At 64.7% G+C, this 15,916-nt stretch carries 13 protein-coding genes and 2 pseudogenes; 8 read left to right on the top strand and 7 right to left on the bottom strand.

The genetic code is table 11. The annotated features are described in order from the left end of the window. Window positions 1-40: 40 nt before the first annotated feature. A complete protein-coding gene (locus VIQ49_RS22085) occupies window positions 41-1,051 on the top strand; it encodes a class II aldolase/adducin family protein (protein ID WP_331888684.1) in 1,011 nt (336 codons plus the stop codon). A gap of 76 nt (window positions 1,052-1,127) precedes the next feature. Here the strand turns inward: VIQ49_RS22085 and VIQ49_RS22080 are convergent, their stop codons facing one another. The 3 genes from VIQ49_RS22080 to VIQ49_RS22070 form a co-directional block, all read right to left on the bottom strand. After that, entirely contained in the window at window positions 1,128-2,075 is a 948-nt protein-coding gene (locus VIQ49_RS22080) for a nucleoside hydrolase (protein WP_331888682.1), read from the bottom strand. Between the two features lie 53 nt (window positions 2,076-2,128). Next, entirely contained in the window at window positions 2,129-3,022 is an 894-nt protein-coding gene (locus VIQ49_RS22075; protein ID WP_331888717.1) for a carbohydrate kinase family protein, read from the bottom strand. A gap of 75 nt (window positions 3,023-3,097) precedes the next feature. Beyond that, complete coding sequence (locus tag VIQ49_RS22070; protein WP_331888680.1) at window positions 3,098-4,231, bottom strand: LacI family DNA-binding transcriptional regulator; 1,134 nt, start codon at window positions 4,229-4,231, stop codon at window positions 3,098-3,100. 94 nt (window positions 4,232-4,325) lie between these two features. Between VIQ49_RS22070 and VIQ49_RS22065 the strand changes: the two genes are divergently transcribed. Both VIQ49_RS22065 and VIQ49_RS22060 read left to right on the top strand, forming a co-directional pair. Beyond that, window positions 4,326-5,231 (top strand): NAD(P)-dependent oxidoreductase, encoded by a 906-nt coding sequence (locus tag VIQ49_RS22065; protein ID WP_331888678.1) that lies wholly within the window; start codon window positions 4,326-4,328, stop codon window positions 5,229-5,231. 76 nt (window positions 5,232-5,307) lie between these two features. Then, complete coding sequence (locus VIQ49_RS22060; RefSeq protein ID WP_331888676.1) at window positions 5,308-6,231, top strand: pseudouridine-5'-phosphate glycosidase; 924 nt, start codon at window positions 5,308-5,310, stop codon at window positions 6,229-6,231. Window positions 6,232-6,265: 34 nt separating this feature from the next. Here the strand turns inward: VIQ49_RS22060 and VIQ49_RS22055 are convergent. After that, a pseudogene (locus VIQ49_RS22055) lies at window positions 6,266-6,508 on the bottom strand (aspartate aminotransferase family protein); the annotation flags it as partial. A 291-nt stretch (window positions 6,509-6,799) separates the two neighbouring features. Continuing rightward, window positions 6,800-7,036 (bottom strand): annotated as a pseudogene (locus VIQ49_RS22045) (MarR family transcriptional regulator); the annotation flags it as partial. 73 nt (window positions 7,037-7,109) lie between these two features. Between VIQ49_RS22045 and VIQ49_RS22040 the strand changes: the two are divergent. Together VIQ49_RS22040 and VIQ49_RS22035 are read left to right on the top strand one after the other, a co-directional pair. After that, entirely contained in the window at window positions 7,110-8,276 is a 1,167-nt protein-coding gene (locus VIQ49_RS22040) for an acyl-CoA dehydrogenase family protein (RefSeq protein ID WP_331888674.1), read from the top strand. After that, on the top strand, window positions 8,276-9,304 hold the full coding sequence (locus VIQ49_RS22035) for an acyl-CoA dehydrogenase (protein WP_331888672.1): 1,029 nt from the start codon (window positions 8,276-8,278) through the stop codon (window positions 9,302-9,304). Before VIQ49_RS22040 ends, VIQ49_RS22035 begins: the two co-directional genes overlap by 1 nt. Before the next feature lie 71 nt (window positions 9,305-9,375). On the opposite strand, the gene VIQ49_RS22030 is transcribed toward VIQ49_RS22035, so the two are convergent. Next, the gene (locus VIQ49_RS22030) at window positions 9,376-11,730 is read right to left on the bottom strand and encodes an FHA domain-containing protein (RefSeq protein ID WP_331888670.1); all 2,355 of its coding nucleotides are present in this window, start codon (window positions 11,728-11,730) and stop codon (window positions 9,376-9,378) included. A 50-nt stretch (window positions 11,731-11,780) separates the two neighbouring features. Further along, window positions 11,781-12,578 carry an LppX_LprAFG lipoprotein gene (locus VIQ49_RS22025; protein WP_331888668.1) on the bottom strand — a complete coding sequence of 266 codons (798 nt, stop codon included), beginning with the start codon at window positions 12,576-12,578 and terminating at the stop codon, window positions 11,781-11,783. Window positions 12,579-12,737: 159 nt separating this feature from the next. Between VIQ49_RS22025 and VIQ49_RS22020 the strand changes: the two genes are divergently transcribed. The 3 genes from VIQ49_RS22020 to VIQ49_RS22010 all read left to right on the top strand — a co-directional run. After that, window positions 12,738-14,246, top strand: coding sequence for a cytochrome b5-like heme/steroid binding domain-containing protein (locus tag VIQ49_RS22020; protein ID WP_331888666.1), 1,509 nt, complete (start codon window positions 12,738-12,740; stop codon window positions 14,244-14,246). A gap of 83 nt (window positions 14,247-14,329) precedes the next feature. Then, window positions 14,330-15,517 (top strand): type III polyketide synthase, encoded by a 1,188-nt coding sequence (locus tag VIQ49_RS22015; protein ID WP_331888664.1) that lies wholly within the window; start codon window positions 14,330-14,332, stop codon window positions 15,515-15,517. A 40-nt stretch (window positions 15,518-15,557) separates the two neighbouring features. Beyond that, on the top strand, window positions 15,558-15,916 hold a 359-nt coding region (locus tag VIQ49_RS22010; RefSeq protein WP_331888662.1), incomplete at its 3' end, for an ABC transporter transmembrane domain-containing protein.

Here is a 15,916-nt window from a genome sequence, read left to right as displayed (position 1 = left end):
CCCTAACCTGCGCCCAGATCAGACATCGGGAGACAACCTAGTGGTTACTTCGGCGAAACAGCATCTTGTATTTTTCGGTAAGTTGCCTTCCCACAATGTCTTTCGTCGAACTTGGGGCGACAAGTCAGACCACTTCGGAAACCCCACGGTCCTGACCCGCCCCGGCGCAGCACGCTATCCTTCAGTGGTGGTCACCCGCTCCCCGGGAAAGATCAAACGAATAACCTGTACTTTTGCCGACGCGGCGGCAGCATCCGCGTTTCTGTTGAACACCCGATCCATGGAGAACACTGTGACCCTCGACGTCAACGTCCCGCTGTCCGACTTCGCACACGATCGCGCGGTCGCCAAACACCGCCTGGCCGCCTCCTACCGAATCTTCGCGCGTTTCGGCTTCGACGAGGGTGCCGCCGGGCACATCACCGTCCGAGACCCCGAACACCCGAACACGTTCTGGGTGGCGCCGTTCGGTCGCTACTTCGGCAGCCTCCTGCCGGACGACATGGTCCGTGTCGACGAAGACGGCAACGTCGTCGAAGGTTCCGGTCAGGTCAACAAGGCCGCCTTCTGGATCCACGCGGCCATTCATCAGGCGCGGCCCGAGGTCAACGGCGCCGCGCACGCACATGGGTTGCACGGCAAAACCTTTGCCTCACTGAACCGACTCCTCGCACCGCTGACGCAGGACTCCTGCGCGTTCTACGGCCGGCACTCGCGATTCGACGAGTTCGGCGGCGTGGTACTCGATCGCGACTACGGCGACCGAATCGCCAAGTGTCTGGGCACCGGACGAGCACTGATCCTCGCCAATCACGGACACCTCACTGCTGCGGACTCCCTCGAAGCCGCTGTGTGGTGGTTCGTGTCGATGGAACGAAGCTTCCAGTCGGAGTTGATGGCCCGCGCGGCCGGCGAACCCTGCGAGATCCCGGCTGTCACCGCAGAACTCACGGCAGGTCAACACACAGTCGAGTACGCCGAGCTCTGCTTCTCCGCTCTGTACGAGCGGATCATCGCCGAACAGCCTGATCTGGCTGCGACGGCGCCCTGACTGGCGAACGCAGGGAACGCGAATGCGCCCGACCATGGCCGGGCGCATTCGCGCTTCTTCGGGTGCTGCGCCGGAGTCAGTGGACCGCAGAGGTGGCGCCGATCGCCGCGATCGACTCGATCACGATGTCCCAGAAACGAGCAACGTTCATGTCGACGCCCACCCGGTGTCGGCCGGCGGTGGCCTGCGGACGTAGATCCACCACGGTCCTGCCCAGCGTCAACTCGCCGGCGATCTCGACGTCGATGTCGACGTCGCGCACCTCGAACACCTCGGGCGCGATCAGGTAGACCAGCGGGCACAGATCGTGCACGGGCGGTTCTGCGAAGTCTTGGACCTCGGCATACCGTTCTCCGAAAAACTGCAGCAATTCATCCGCGAACGCGGCGACCGGAGTTCCGATGCTACGCAATCGATTCCGGACCTCAGCGGAAGCCAGGGCCAGGTGCGTCACCTCCAACCCCATCATGGTCACACGCCACGGTGCCGCGAATACGATGTGGGCGGCTTCCGGGTCGACCAGAATGTTGAACTCCGCCGAGGCGGTGACGTTCCCGTTCTCGATGGCTCCGCCCATGATCGCCACGTCCGCACGTTCGGCGATGCGCGGTTCGATGGCCAACGCCAGCGCCAGGTTCGTGAGTGGTGCGGTGGCCACGATGGTCACCGATCCCGCGGGTCGAGACATGATCTCGTCGACGATCAACTGCGGCGCAGGCCGCGGGTCGAGGATCAAGGTGTTCGCAGGTCGCGCAGGTCCGTCCATCCCTGTCTCGCCGTGGATGTCGGCAGCGGGGCGGTGCTCGCGTGCCAGTGGCCGGTCCGCGCCGCGCGCGAACATGACCTCTCCCATGCCGGCGAGACTGCCGACGGCCAGCGCGTTGTCGGTGACCATGTCGACCGTCTGATTGCCGCACACGGTGGTGACGGCAATCAGGTCGATGTCGCGGTGACCGTGAGCCACGAGCATCGCCAGCACGTCGTCGTGGCCGGGATCGCAGTCGAGAATGACGCTGATGGGCATGGTGCGCTTTCTTTGTTCGAGTCGCATTACGAGCGACGATCGATGAGGGGTTGTCAGCCGGGCAGAACGTCGAGCGGCACTGCGGTCCGAAGCGTGGCACCCGGACTCTGCAGCACGCGGGCTGCCAGCTTGTTTCCGAAGGTCGCCGCATCGAACGGGGACATACCCTGCTGGTCGGCGAACAGGAACCCAGCCGCGAAGGCATCCCCGGCGCCGGTGGTGTCTTGAACGTCGTCGACCGGATCGACAGACACAAGCATTCGGCTTCCGTTCAGACCATGGAGTACCACCGGCCCCGCGCCGTTCTTGACAACGAATCGAGAACCGATTCCTATCACCGCGGTTCTCGGAAGAACCTTTGCCTCATCATGATTGGCGAAGCACACGGACGGGCCCATGCGCCCGAGCAGGTCGACGACCGTACCCACGCCGAGGTGTGCGATCAAGTCGATGGACGACAGATCCACCGCGATGGTGGCACCGGCGCGCTTGGCTGCCGCCACCAGCGACAGAGTGGCCGCTGCGCTCGCCGGACGACCGAACGAATATAGCGACACCAGCAGCGTTGTGGCCCCCGCCACCCAGTCGACCGGCACGTCCGCCAGTTCTGCCGCGGCGGCGCGGTCGGGGAACATGGTTCTCTCGCCATCGTCGGATACGCAGATCACGATGGTGCCCGTCCGTCCCTCTCTCTGCACGCAGACCTGCACTCCCTGCGCTTCGAGGTCAGCGGTCAGGGCATGTCCGGACGCGTCATCCCCGACCCTGCCGATGAACCGGGAGGCGCCCAGGGTCGCTGCGAACGCGGCCACGTTCGCCGCGCCGCCACCCCGGCACCGCGTCACCGTCGACGGGTTGTCGGTTCCTTGCACGATGGGTCGCTGTGGCCACACCACGATGTCTTCGACGAGATCGCCGATGGTCACGATCAACCCACCGGATTCCATTGAACTCACTGGCAACTGTTCCGCTCTAGTAGATTATGCGATTAACGTACCAGAGCCTAGGCAGGCTTGCCGGACTCAGCGAGCGGCCGGGCCGGTCGATGAGCGGATCATCAGCGAAGTCGGAAGAATAACTGTGCGACCAGGTTTGGTGCCCCGTGCGATCTGCTCGACCAACAGGGTTGCCGCCTGTCTGCCCAGATCAGCGGCCGGCAGATCGACCGAGGTGAGTGGCGGCGACACCACCTCCGAGAAAGCATTGTTGTCGTAACCGGCAACCGACATCTGCTCCGGAACCGCGATTCCCTGGTTCGCGAGCTCCCGGAGCACACCGTAAGCCTGTATGTCGGTGGCTGCCACGATGACCGATACACCCTGGTTGATCCACTGTTCCAGGTGGGTGCGCACGACCTCACGCGCAGCGCCGATCTCGATTCCCGCCCGCGCCCGCACGACCTTGGTCCGGCCGGACGCAGACTCTTTGAATGCCGCGATCAGCTCGGTTCGCCGGATGTCGAAGCTACTGCGCGATCGATTGGAGTCCAGATACGCCATCGAGCGATGGCCGAAAGACACCAGATGATCTGCGAGTTCGCGCGTTCCCGAGCTGAGGTCGAAATAGGCGCGCGAGAAATGCGCCGGACTGAGGGGTTCGTCCAAGATCACCAGGGGCACATCGCGCCCTCTGTTCGCCAGTTCGGGATCAATGTCGGCCAGGTTGATCAGCATTCCGTCCACTCCCATGGACGCAGTCGCCATCGGATTCGGAGAAGCGGCCTCGTGTCCGGGCGCCGACAAGATGAGCTGGGTGTCGGATCCGAGAATCTCCCCGATACCGGTGGCGATCGAGGCGATGAATGGATTGGTGATGTCGTTGGCCAGCAGGGCAATCCGGCCGTGCTTGCCGGTCACCAGACTGCGGGCAGCCGGGTTGACCACGTATCCCAGTTCCTTGATCGCAGCAGCGACACGTGTCTGGGTACCACCGGACACCCGACCGTCGGCCTTGCCGTTGGCCACCAGCGACACCGTGGCAATCGATACACCGGCGTGCGCGGCCACATCCTTGGCGGTCACATTGTTGTGGGGCCCGGACGAAAGACGCGCCGATGACCTGCCGGATCGACCGGAATCACCAGAGGCCGCAGCGCCCGCCGAATCGACCGCCCCACCATCGGCAACGCGCACATCTGCCCCCTTGTCTGTTCCCACCGCCCGAGCATAGTTCGCAGACCTGTCGCGATGCAGTGATTGGGGTCAAAATGCAGTTAAGCGCATAACTCTGCCCTGTGGTAATTTTCGTCGGGTGATAGTCGCGACGTTCCCTGACCACGCTCTTGCCCAACTCGTAGGCCCGGTGCCCGGAGTACAGGTGTACGAGTGGGATTGGCGGCATCAAGCCCTGAGCGAAGAAGTCGAGAACACCACCTTCTTGGTCTCGGAGTACGCACCCGGGCCGCCGGACCCGCAGGTCTTGTCGGTGCTGGCCGCACTGCGCGTCGTCCAGCTCCCGTCGGCCGGATACGCCGGATGGACCGATGCCCTCCCCGACGCCATCGCGTTGTGCAACGGCCGGTCGATCCACGGGCAGTCCACAGCGGAGGCAGCCGTCACCGGAGTTCTCGCGCTCCTGCGAGGCATTCCCGACTCCGTGGTCGCTCAGCAACGGGAAAGTTGGGCACCCCAAGATGTGGAGCAACTGTCCGGCAAAAGGGTGGTCATCGTGGGAGCCGGCGACATCGGTCAGCGCATCCATAGCCTCTTCACCGCGTTCGGTTGCTCGACGGTATCGGTGGGCCGCACCGAGCGTGACGGCGTCGTGCCCGTCCGCGAACTCGCCGCCATCACCTCCGCCGCTGATGTCCTGGTCGTCGCGGTTCCACTGACCGAGGACACCACCGACCTCATCGATGCGGCACTGCTGCAACGACTTCCCGATCATGCGATCGTCGCCAACGTCGCGCGAGGTCCGGTGGTGAACACCGCCGCGCTGACCGCCGAGGTGGCCTCAGGACGGCTGCGCACCTACCTCGACGTGACTGATCCAGAACCGCTGCCCCCGGGCCACCCACTGTGGACGCTGCCCGGATCGCTGCTCACCCCTCATACCGGTGGCGGCGAGGTTCACTGGCGATCCCGGTACGCAGACCTCATTCGCGAGCAGCTCATCCGGCTGCGGGACGGGCGTGCGCTCCGCAACGTCGTCCGATGACCCCCACCCGACACCTCAGTTTTCACACCACCTCCGACAGCCGGAGATCGGCACGACCCGAAAGGACAACCCACCCATGAGTTTCGATGAAAACGCCTCCCCGATAGCAGTCTCCGAGGAAGTGTCCGCCGCATTGGCAGCCAATCAGCCGGTGGTGGCACTGGAGTCCACCATCTTCACACACGGGTTACCCAAGCCCCGAAATCTCGAAGTCGCCCTGGAAGCCGAACACATGCTGCGCGAGGTCGGGGTGATCCCGGCCACCATCGGCATCGTCGAGGGTGTCCCCACCGTCGGCTTGTCCGCAGGGCAGATCGAGAAGCTGGCTGCCTCCGACGACAACGTCAAGATCAGCATCCGTGACCTCGCGGTGGCATCAGCGCTCGGGCTTTCCGGGGGAACGACGGTCGCCGCCACCGCATTGCTGGCACGCCGGTGCGGCATCGAAGTCTTCTCCACAGGCGGACTCGGCGGCGTGCACCGCGGCGCCTCCACCACATTCGACGAATCCGCGGATCTCGTCGCACTCGCCCAGACGCCAATCCTCGTCGTCAGCGCCGGAGTGAAGTCGATCCTCGACATCGGCGCGACCCTCGAACGTCTCGAAACCCTGAACGTCGCCGTGCTCGGTTACGGAACCACGCAGTTCCCCGGTTTCTACGTGCGCGATTCTGGTTTCGAGATCTCTTACAGCGTCCGCACTCCCGAGGAGGCCGCACGGGTTGTCAAGACGCGCAATGCACTCGACGTCGGATCAGCGATCGTGCTGGCGAACCCGGTGTCGGAAGATCTCCAACTCGACATCGAGCTGCACGCGGCAGTACTGGACGAGGCACTCGCTGCAGCGGATCGGGAGTCGATCGCAGGAAACGACACCACGCCGTTCCTGCTCGACTTCATCCAGCGAGCGACCAACGGCCGCAGCCTGGACGTCAATGTCGATGTCTATCGGGGCAACGTCGCATTGGGTGGCGCAGTCGCCACCGCGCTGACCGCGTAACCACTCAACGCTAACGCGGCGAGCGAAGCGTCTATCAACCCACCACGTGCCGGTCGGCGATACTCAGCGCGGTGTCGAGGATCGCGAGCCCTTCGCGCACCTCATCGTCGGCCACGGTGCACGGCGGCGCCGCGTGGATGCGGTTGAAGCTGACGAAAGGCAACAGCCCGTTCGTCTTACAGGCCGCGACCACCTCGTTCATCGCCGGGCTCGTGCCGCCATAGGGTGCCAGCGGCTCGCGTGTCACCGGATCGGCGACCAACTCGATCGCCCAGAAGCGATCGGGGAATTCCAGGGTGTGATCGCACCGACGACACCCATCGGTTCGTGAGTCGACATCGTCATCCACGGCGCGCTCGTGGACATACATCGAGGACCATCCGCTGCGGTGAGCGGTCTCGAGGCCGGTGCGCACGGCGACGTCGACACCCTCGACGTCTGCGCCGTGAAGCGTGGCGAACACCTCTCCGGTGGAGGGATCGAGGGTGTCGAGTGCAGCTTCCGAGCCGCGAAGCCAGTTGCCGCCGACGCAGATCTCATCGACCAGATCGGCGGAGGAGGCAACCCCGAGCGTCTGTTCGGCCAGTTCACCCGCGGTCAAGCGGTGATCGGGAACCGCGCGGCGCAGGCAGGCGAGAACGTCGAAGCCGGAGTCGGTGATGTCGTACTTCTCGAACGTCTCGGCAATCCGGTTCTTGTAGACCAGGAAACTGCGATGCAGGCGCCCGAACACTTTCAAACCCGAGACGTCGAGTTCCGGGCGAGCGACAGCCCAGTGCGACACAATGACATCGACTCCGTCCATGGCGCCAAACTACGTCATGACCGCTTGTACCGAGAGCGGCATCCATCCGGGCGTCAAGGAAGGAACACACTGCATGGCGGACCTGAGATTGGTTCCTCCGGTATCGGAGGATCCGCACGCCTTCGACGGCTTGCGCGCCGAGGTCCGGCAGTTCATCGCCGAGCAGCAGGCCGACGGACGTATCCGTCGTCGGGTCGATTGCTGGCTGACCGACTGGGACGAGGATTTCACCCGGGCGCTGGCCGACCGCGGCTGGCTGGGGATGACGGTGCCCGAGGAGTACGGCGGTCACGGCCTCAGTCACCTCGAGAGGTTTGTCGTCACCGAGGAATTGCTCGCGGCGGGCGCCCCGGTTGCGGCGCATTGGATCGCTGATCGGCAGATCGTGCCGTCGCTCCTGAAGTACGGCACCGAGTTTCAGAAGCGGACCTACCTCCCCGTCATCGCGCGGGGCGAGTGCTATTTCGGAATCGGGATGAGTGAGCCCGATTCCGGTTCCGACCTGGCGAGTGTGCGGACCAGGGCGACCGCGGTCGACGGGGGCTGGACGATCACCGGGACCAAGGTGTGGACGTCCGGGGCACACCTTGCTCATGCCTTCATCTGCCTGGCCCGCACCGAGGCGGTCGATCCGGCGCACCGGCACGCCGGGCTGAGTCAGTTCATCGTGGATCTGAGGGGGCCCGGTGTCGACGTCCGTCCGATCATCGGGATGAACGGCAGGCACCACTTCAACGAGGTGATCCTCGACGACGTCTTCGTCCCGGACGAGATGGTGTTCGGCACCATCGGCGACGGCTGGAATCAGGTCACCTCGGAGCTGAGCTTCGAACGCAGTGGCCCCGAACGGTTTCTGTCGACCTTCACGCTGCTGGCCGAGGTCGCGGAGCAGACCGCCGCCGGCACGCTGCCCGCCCACCCGGATCTGGGCAGATACGTCGCGCGGATCGCGGGACTGCACCAGATGTCCACCGCGGTCGCGGGCGCACTCGAACGTCACGAGCCGGCCGACACCGCAGCAGCCGTCGTCAAGGTCCTGGGGACAGCCACCGAAGGTGACATCGCCGATTTCGCGGATCTCCTCGGTGGCGATCTCGACCATTCCGTTCGGTCGGGGGATGGCGCCGGCTATGTCGAGATGGTCCGCGACGCGGTGTCCCAGCGCCCCGGGTTCACCCTGCGCGGTGGAACCAGCGAGGTGTTGCGCGGCGTGATCGCGCGGGGATTGGGGATGCGCTGATGACGGCAGCCAACGGTGTGGATCGCGAATTGGTCGACATGATGGAGTCGGTGTTCGCCACCCATCGCGAACAGAACGCACCGAAAACACCTGTTGCAGAATGGGATCCGGACCTGTGGAAACAGCTCGGCGAACTGGGTCTGGTGCGGTTGACCGGCAGCGAGGACACCGGTGGAAGTGGTGCGGGCTGGGGTGAGGCCGCCGCGCTCATCCGTGCCGCCGCGTATCACGGTGTGCGGATCCCGCTGGCCGAGCACGATCTGCTGGCGGGCTGGCTCCTCGAAACACTCGGATTGCCGGTCGGCGATGCGCGCCGCACGCTGTGCCGTCTCGACGACGACGGAGTCGCGACCGGGGTGCCCTGGGCCTGGGCTGCCGACCGCGTTGTCGTCGTGTGGAGAGCTGCCGATGGCCACCGAGTCGCCGACGTCGAGGTCGGTGAGCTGAGTATCAGCCCGGGCTCGAACCTTGCGGGCGAGCCACGTGACACGGTCAGGTTCGACACCGACGGGTACGAGGGCACCCCCGTTGCCGACGGCATCATCGACCAGCTGACGCTCCGCAGCGCGCTGGTACGCGGGGTGCAGGTCTGTGCCGCACTCGATCGAATCCTCGAGATGGCGATCGTCCACAGCGTCGAGCGGGTCCAGTTCGGTCGTTCGCTGGCGAAGTTCCAGGCGGTGCAGAATCTTGTTGCCGACATCGCCGCCGAGACCTCACTCGCCCGCGCTGCTGTGGAGGGGGCACTCGGTGAAGCGATCCGTACCGATTGGACCGCAGGCAATCTCGAGTTCCTGGTGGCCGTGGCCCGCTCCTGCGCGGGTCACGCGGCGTCGGCGGTGGTCCGTAACGCCCACCAGGTCCATGGCGCGATCGGCACCACGCGTGAACACCGTCTGCACGAGTTCACCCAGGCTGCGCTGGCCTGGCGTTCGGAGTTCGGCTCCGTCCATCACTGGGACAACACGCTTGCCGCCGCAGCAACGGCGGCCGGCCGTGACGGATTGTGGGCCCTGATCACTGAATAATCCCCGATTTTGGTGGGCTATGGCGAGCAAACGCCCAGGTCGCGCTCACCAGAACCCACCAGGATCGGGTGTCAGGAGCGCTTGAGGCGCAGGCGACTGTAGATGAACAGCACCAGAACTACTGCCATCGCGCCCAGGATCGCGTAGCTGATCCCGAGGGTGGCCATGTCGTGTTTCCAGAGCGGTTCGTCCTCGGTGGCCGATCCGGGCGTGGTCCACTGCACCTCGACGGTGGATGCCGCTGCGGCATAACCCCATCGGGAGGGGATCAGCCAGGCGATCTGCTCCAGGCCGGCTCGGCCGTGCAGCGCGAAGAGCCCGCCGCAGAACACGAGCTGGATCATCACCACCACCACCAGCGGGGGCATCGTCTGCTCCGGTGTGCGAACGCTTGCCGAGATGGCCAGACCGATGAGCGCGCCGAGACACGTCAGCAACGCGAGGTCGATGCCGAGTTCGACTGTGGCAGGCATATATACGCCCTTGCCGGGGGTGCCGCGGCCGGCGTAACAGATCAGCAGCATGACCACCGACTGCATGATCGCGAACAATGCGAAGACGATGACCTTCGCGGCCAGGTAGGCACCGGGCCGCAGCCCGACGGCCCGTTCACGTTCGAAGATCGACCGTTCGCCCACCAGATCTCGGACCGTCAGGGCCGACCCCATGAACGTCGCACCGATCACCAGGATCACGAGGATCTGCAGGGTCTCCGTCGTTCCGGGTGCGTTCAGACCGAATCCGGCCGAACCGGGGATCACCAGGGTCAGCGCCCCCAGGACAACCGGCAGCAGCAACAGGAACGCCAGATAGCCGCGGTCGGCGAGGATCAGCCGGAACTGTCGTCGGGCGATGGTGCTGACCTGGCGGAATGAACTCGCCTGCCGGGGACGCTGACGTCCGGAGCCCGGTTGCGGCGGTGCCGGGGGTGGCCGTCGCCGCACGGTGGCGCGATATCGATTCGACGCCTCCTGGGGCGCAGCCGCCACGTAGGCGAAGATCTCCGGCCAGTCGGAGGTTCCCATGGCCGATTCGACGGATCCGGGTGGACCGCAGAATGCGGTCTTACCGCCCGGTGCCAGCAGCAACACCTGGTCGCACATGGCGAGGTGGGCCACCGAGTGGGTGACCACGATGACCACACGCCCGGCATCGGCCAGGCGGCGCAGGGTTTGCATCACCTGCCGGTCGAGGGCCGGGTCGAGCCCGGATGTCGGCTCGTCGAGGATGAGCAACGCGGGGCCGGTCAGCAGCTCCATCGCCACGGATGCCCGCTTGCGTTGTCCGCCGGAGAGTTTGTCGATGCGGGTCCCGGTGTGCTCGGATAACTGCAGCTCGGCGAGGACCCCGTCGATCACGAGATCCCGGTCGGACTTCGACATGTCCGGCGGCAGCCGCAGTTGGGCGGCGTATCGCAGGGCCTGGCGCAGGGTCAGCCGACTGTGCAGGACGTCGTCCTGCGGGACCATTCCGATACGGGTTCGGAGCGCCTCGTATTCGGCGTGAACGCCGTGGCCCTCGAATGTCACGGTACCGACCGACGGATAGTGCGAGCCCGAAACAATCTTGGACACAGTCGATTTGCCGGCACCCGAGGGACCGATGATCGCGGTCAGGGTCCCGGGCGCGGCGGTGAAGTCGATGTCGTCGAGGAGCTGTTTGCCGTCGATCGTCAGACTCACCGAGCTCACGTGCACGCCGCCGGAGACCACCGACCGGGCCTGGCCGCGGACCAGCCGGCCCTCCGACACCACGAAGTCGCTGTTGCCGATGGTGACCACGTCGCCGTTGGTGAGGGATTGCCGGGTGACCCGGCGCCCGTTGACGTATGTTCCGTTGACACTGCGCAGGTCCTCGATCACCAGACCTGCAGGGCTGCTGATCATCTGGGCGTGATGACGAGATGCCAGCACGTCGCTGACGACGACGTGGTTGTCCGGGGTGCGCCCGATCCGGACTGCCGAACCGCTGGCGATGTCGACCGCCTGCCGCTGTGGTGGCGGCTGATTGCCGGCGGTTTGGTACACGGCCGACATGTTCTGCCGCAGCGCCTGCATGTGCGGCCGGTCGTCGACCCCGGCCGGCTTCTGCAGCGACCGGACCGGCGGTGGAGCAGGGTGGACAACGCGGATTCGCAGGACCGGACCCGCGTCGGGGCCGCCGAGACGAACGTCCTGGGTGCCCCGCAGATTCACCGACTGCACCCGCTGACCACCGGCGTAGATCCCATTGGTGCTCCCGGCGTCGGCGATCGACCACCCGCCATTCCACGTCAGCACCGCATGCCGACGGGAGATGAGCGGGTGATCGATCGTGATGTCGTTCTCCGGCACCCGGCCGATCTGGATCCGGGTGCCGCCAGGAACCGCAGGTGCCTGAATCCCGTCGACCCATATCTGCAGCTCAGAAGGGTTGGAAATGGTCATCGCTCAGTGAAACCTGACGTCGGTGGGGTGGGGTGTCGCCGGTGGGGATTCTACTCGGGGCTGGTGACGGTGACCGGTTCTTGCCACTTCGAGGTGACGATGTTGACCTCGCCACCGGAGACCTCGACGGTCATCTGCACCAGGTTGTACGGGGCGTCGGCGGTGACCCACAGCGTGATCGGCAGCTCGGCTCCGGTCTTGTCGACCTCGGGCAGGATCGGCTTGAGTTCGGTGCTCGCGATGGTGCCCTCGATCTTGATCGCCTCGACACCGTTGACCGTCTCAGTGCCGACAACGGTCGGATTCTGGACCTTGGAGATCACGTTGGCCAGACCCTTGTCCTTGTCGAGGATGATGGCCGGGTCGTAGATCCGGTTGGCCGGACCGAGGTTGGTGTAGCTGTCGGCACCTTCGCCACGGGTGTAGAGGTTGCCCTCGGTGACGATGAAATCGGAGGCCGACAAACTGTTGTTGATCCGGAACTCGCCATCACCTTGGGCTCCGACGGTCGGCTGATTGGTGACATCACCGTTGATCTTCTGGATCGGAAGACTTTCGATCGAGTCATCCACCACCAATGCGATGTGCACGGAGTTCATCATTCGGGTTGTTTGGGCACTCTGCTCCATCACCGCCGCGGGATCGGTGGCCGCGACCGATGGCTGAGTCGATCGAGAGGTTTCGAGTACCGGTGGAACTGACTGGGACACAGTCGGATCCGCGTCGTTCGAGCCTCCGCCGCCACAGGCGGTCAGCAGGACTCCGGAAAGCGAGAGCGCGACCGCGGCCGCGAACAGGGTGGATTTCGAGCGCATGATTCGCGGGTTGCGACGTGGTTGTTTTGACATGCTCTGGGACGGTATAGCGACTCACTGCCTGGCAGTAGTCGTTCAATTGACCGTAATCAGTTTCCGCCTCTGGGAACATCGGCGCCCTGCGCGTACTCCTATAGCCAAACCACACCCGCTGCCGTCACCTGATTCCGGCAGCCGACACGGAGGAATCGGATGACCGAATTGCAGACCGACGAGGAGATCAAGGTCGACGTCGACGGTGCCGATCAGGGTCCGGCAGAGGATCACGATCTGGGCCGGGCGCCCGGCCCGGACGGCGGTCCCCGGCTGGCGAATGTCTGGATCTACCGAGGTCGGGCCTATGACCTCACCGACTGGATCGCCAAGCACCCAGGCGGCGAGTTCTTCATCGGTCGGACGAAGAACCGCGACATCACCTCGATCATCGGTTCGTATCACAAGAATCCCGAGCGGGTCGAGAAGATGCTGGAGAAGTACGCACTCGATCGTGATGCCGAGGTGGAAGACATCCACCCGAAGGCCAACGCCCCGGACTTCTTGTTCAAGGAAGGCTTCGACAGCTGGCGGGACACACCGCACTTCCGCTTCGACGACAAGAACGACCTGCTGCACCGGATCAAGCGTCGGCTTCGGGAACCCGAACTCGCAGCGCGCATCAAGCGCATGGACACGATCTTCAACCTCGTGGTCATCGGGTTGGTGCTGGCGTACTTCGCGGTCCAGGGACTGCGACTGTACAACACCAGCTGGATGCCGTTGCCGGCCTTCGTCGTGGCAATGGTGGTGCTGCGCAGCGGAATTGCCGGCTACGGACACTATGCGATACACCGCGCCCAGAAGGGTGCGAACAAGGCACTGGTCAGCGCCTTCGACATCAACTACGTCGCGCTGTCGTTTGTCACCGCCGATGGCCATGCGCTACTGCACCATCCGCACACACAGAGCGAAGTGGACATCAAGAAGAACGTCTTCACCTTCATGATGGATCTGCCAAGGGCATTCCGGATACCGATCCACACCATCCACAAGTTCGGACACGCCACCACCGGCATGGTGATCCGGCTGCTCGAGATCTGCAAGCTCACACGGCAGGTCGGGGTCTCGGACATGTACGGATCGTTGCGCGGTGGACTGCCCCACTTCATCGGTGCCTTCGGACTGCGTACCCTGCTGATCTCCGAACTCGCGATATTCATTGTGATGGGGGACTTCTGGGCCTGGCTGGCACAGTTCGTGGCGGTCCTGTGGTTCAGCACCTTCCTGGTGGTGGCCAGCCACGACTTCGACGTCGACGCCCACGACCTGCCCGAGGTCGAGACCGACGACTGGGCAGTGGATCAATTGGAGAAGGCCTACGACCTCAAGGTCATCGGTAATCGGTACGCCGACTGCTTCCTGTCCGCCGGCCTCAGCTCACATCGGGTCCACCACGTACTCCCGTTCCAGCGCAGTGGTTTTGCCAACATCGCCACCGAGGACGTGGTCCGCGAAGAAGCAGCCGCGTTCGGTGTCGAGTGGCTGCCGGCCAAGAGCTTCGTGACCGACAGACTGCCGAAACAGTGCCGGGTCTACTTGGGCTCGCGGTCACGTCCGGCCCAGGAACACCAGTGGGGCTTCTTCCGAGAGCACTTCTCACCCGCAGCACTGAAGACCTGCGCCGACTACACCATCAAGGGCTTCACCGGAATCGGCACCGTCTGAACTACACAGCTCGTAACCACCTCTCCACCAACACCACAACCCATCCCACCCCCTCCCCGCTCTGCCCCGAAAGGAACATTCCCATGTCTGTCATTCCCGAACAGCCCATCACCGGATCGCACCCCACGTTTGTGGGACGTCGCCCGCACAGTCGGCCGAACTTCCCGCCGGCTCCCCCGACTACCGTCGCGGTCATCGAGGGTATCGCCACCGGAGCACCGGAGCAGGTCTTCTCCCAGTCCGACGCCGCCGAGGAGGTGGCCGCGCTCTTCACCGATCCGGTTCAGCAGGAACGCATCCGGCGGGTGTACGAGAAGACGCGGATCAATGAGCGCCACCTGGCGATCGACCCCACCGACCCCGAGTTCCGCGACTTCAGCGAGAGGCGCGGCACCATCCGGGAACGGATGAATCTCTACCTCGAGCATGCCGCGCCCCTCGCCGTCGACGTGGCCAGGCGTGCACTCGGCAGCGTGCCGGGCCAGGTGGAGGTCGGTCTGCTGGTATTCGTCACCAGCACCGGGTTCATCGCACCGGGCGTCGATGTCGCAGTCATCAAGGAACTCGGATTGCCCCGGACCACCAACCGCGTCGTCGTGAACTTCATGGGATGCGCGGCCGCGATGAACGGTATCCGGATCGCGAGCGATTTCGCCCGCGCCAACCCGGACAAGAAGGCCCTGGTGATCAGCCTGGAGGTGTCCTCGATCAATGCCGTGTTCGCCGGCGACATCAACGAGGTCATCACCCACAGCCTCTTCGGCGACGGGTGCGGTGCGGTGTTGGTGGGTGCCAGCGAAGCGCGCCAACCGATCCCGGCCGGCAACATCGTCATCCGGGAGACGTTCAGCCATCTCCTGGACGACGCCGAAGACGGGATCGTGCTGGGCGTCAACGACAACGGCATCACCTGCGAACTCGCCGAGGACCTACCCCAATACATCTACCGAGGGGTTGATCCGGTCATCAGTCGGGTGCTGGGTTCGCACGGCATGGGCAAGTCCGATGTCGACCTGTGGGCGATCCACCCCGGTGGCCCGAAGATCATCAACGAGTCGGCGCATTCGCTCGGTATCGACCCCGAGCGCGCCGATGTCAGCTGGGACATCCTGGCGCGCTATGGGAACATGCTCAGCGTCTCGCTGATCTTCGTTCTCCAGCAGATGGCGCAGCGCACAGACAGCGACGACAAGGTCACCACCGGTGTTGCCTTCTCCTTTGCCCCCGGAGTCACCCTCGAGGGGCTCCTCTTCGACATCGTCCGTCGCTGACGCGGCCATCGAGTCAATCGAACCCCAAAGGTCAATCATCATGCAGCTCATCAGATTTCTGATCTCGGTGTCGTGGAAGGGTATCGTCTTCGCGGTGATCGCCGGCCTGATCGGCGGCGCGGCCAACGCCTACCTGGTCACCCAGATCAACGGCATCATCTCTCCGCAGCCCCACCCCGACAACACCATCACCCGGTTCGCCATCACGGCGGCAGTGGTCCTGGTCACCGGCCTTCTCTCGCAGGTACTGCTGATCCACCTGGCGCAGAACGCGATCTACCGACTGCGAGCCAAACTCAGCACCGGCGTGGTCTCGGCTCCGCTCGAACACCTCGAACGCCTGGGCATGCACCGACTGATGGCGACCCTCACAGAGGACGTCCGGGCTCTGTCGCAGGC

The organism is Williamsia sp. (assembly GCF_036566845.1).
Classification (GTDB): Bacteria; Actinomycetota; Actinomycetes; order Mycobacteriales; family Mycobacteriaceae; genus Williamsia.
Note: the sequence above shows the minus strand (reverse complement) of the source record. Positions and strands in the feature narration are given on the sequence as shown.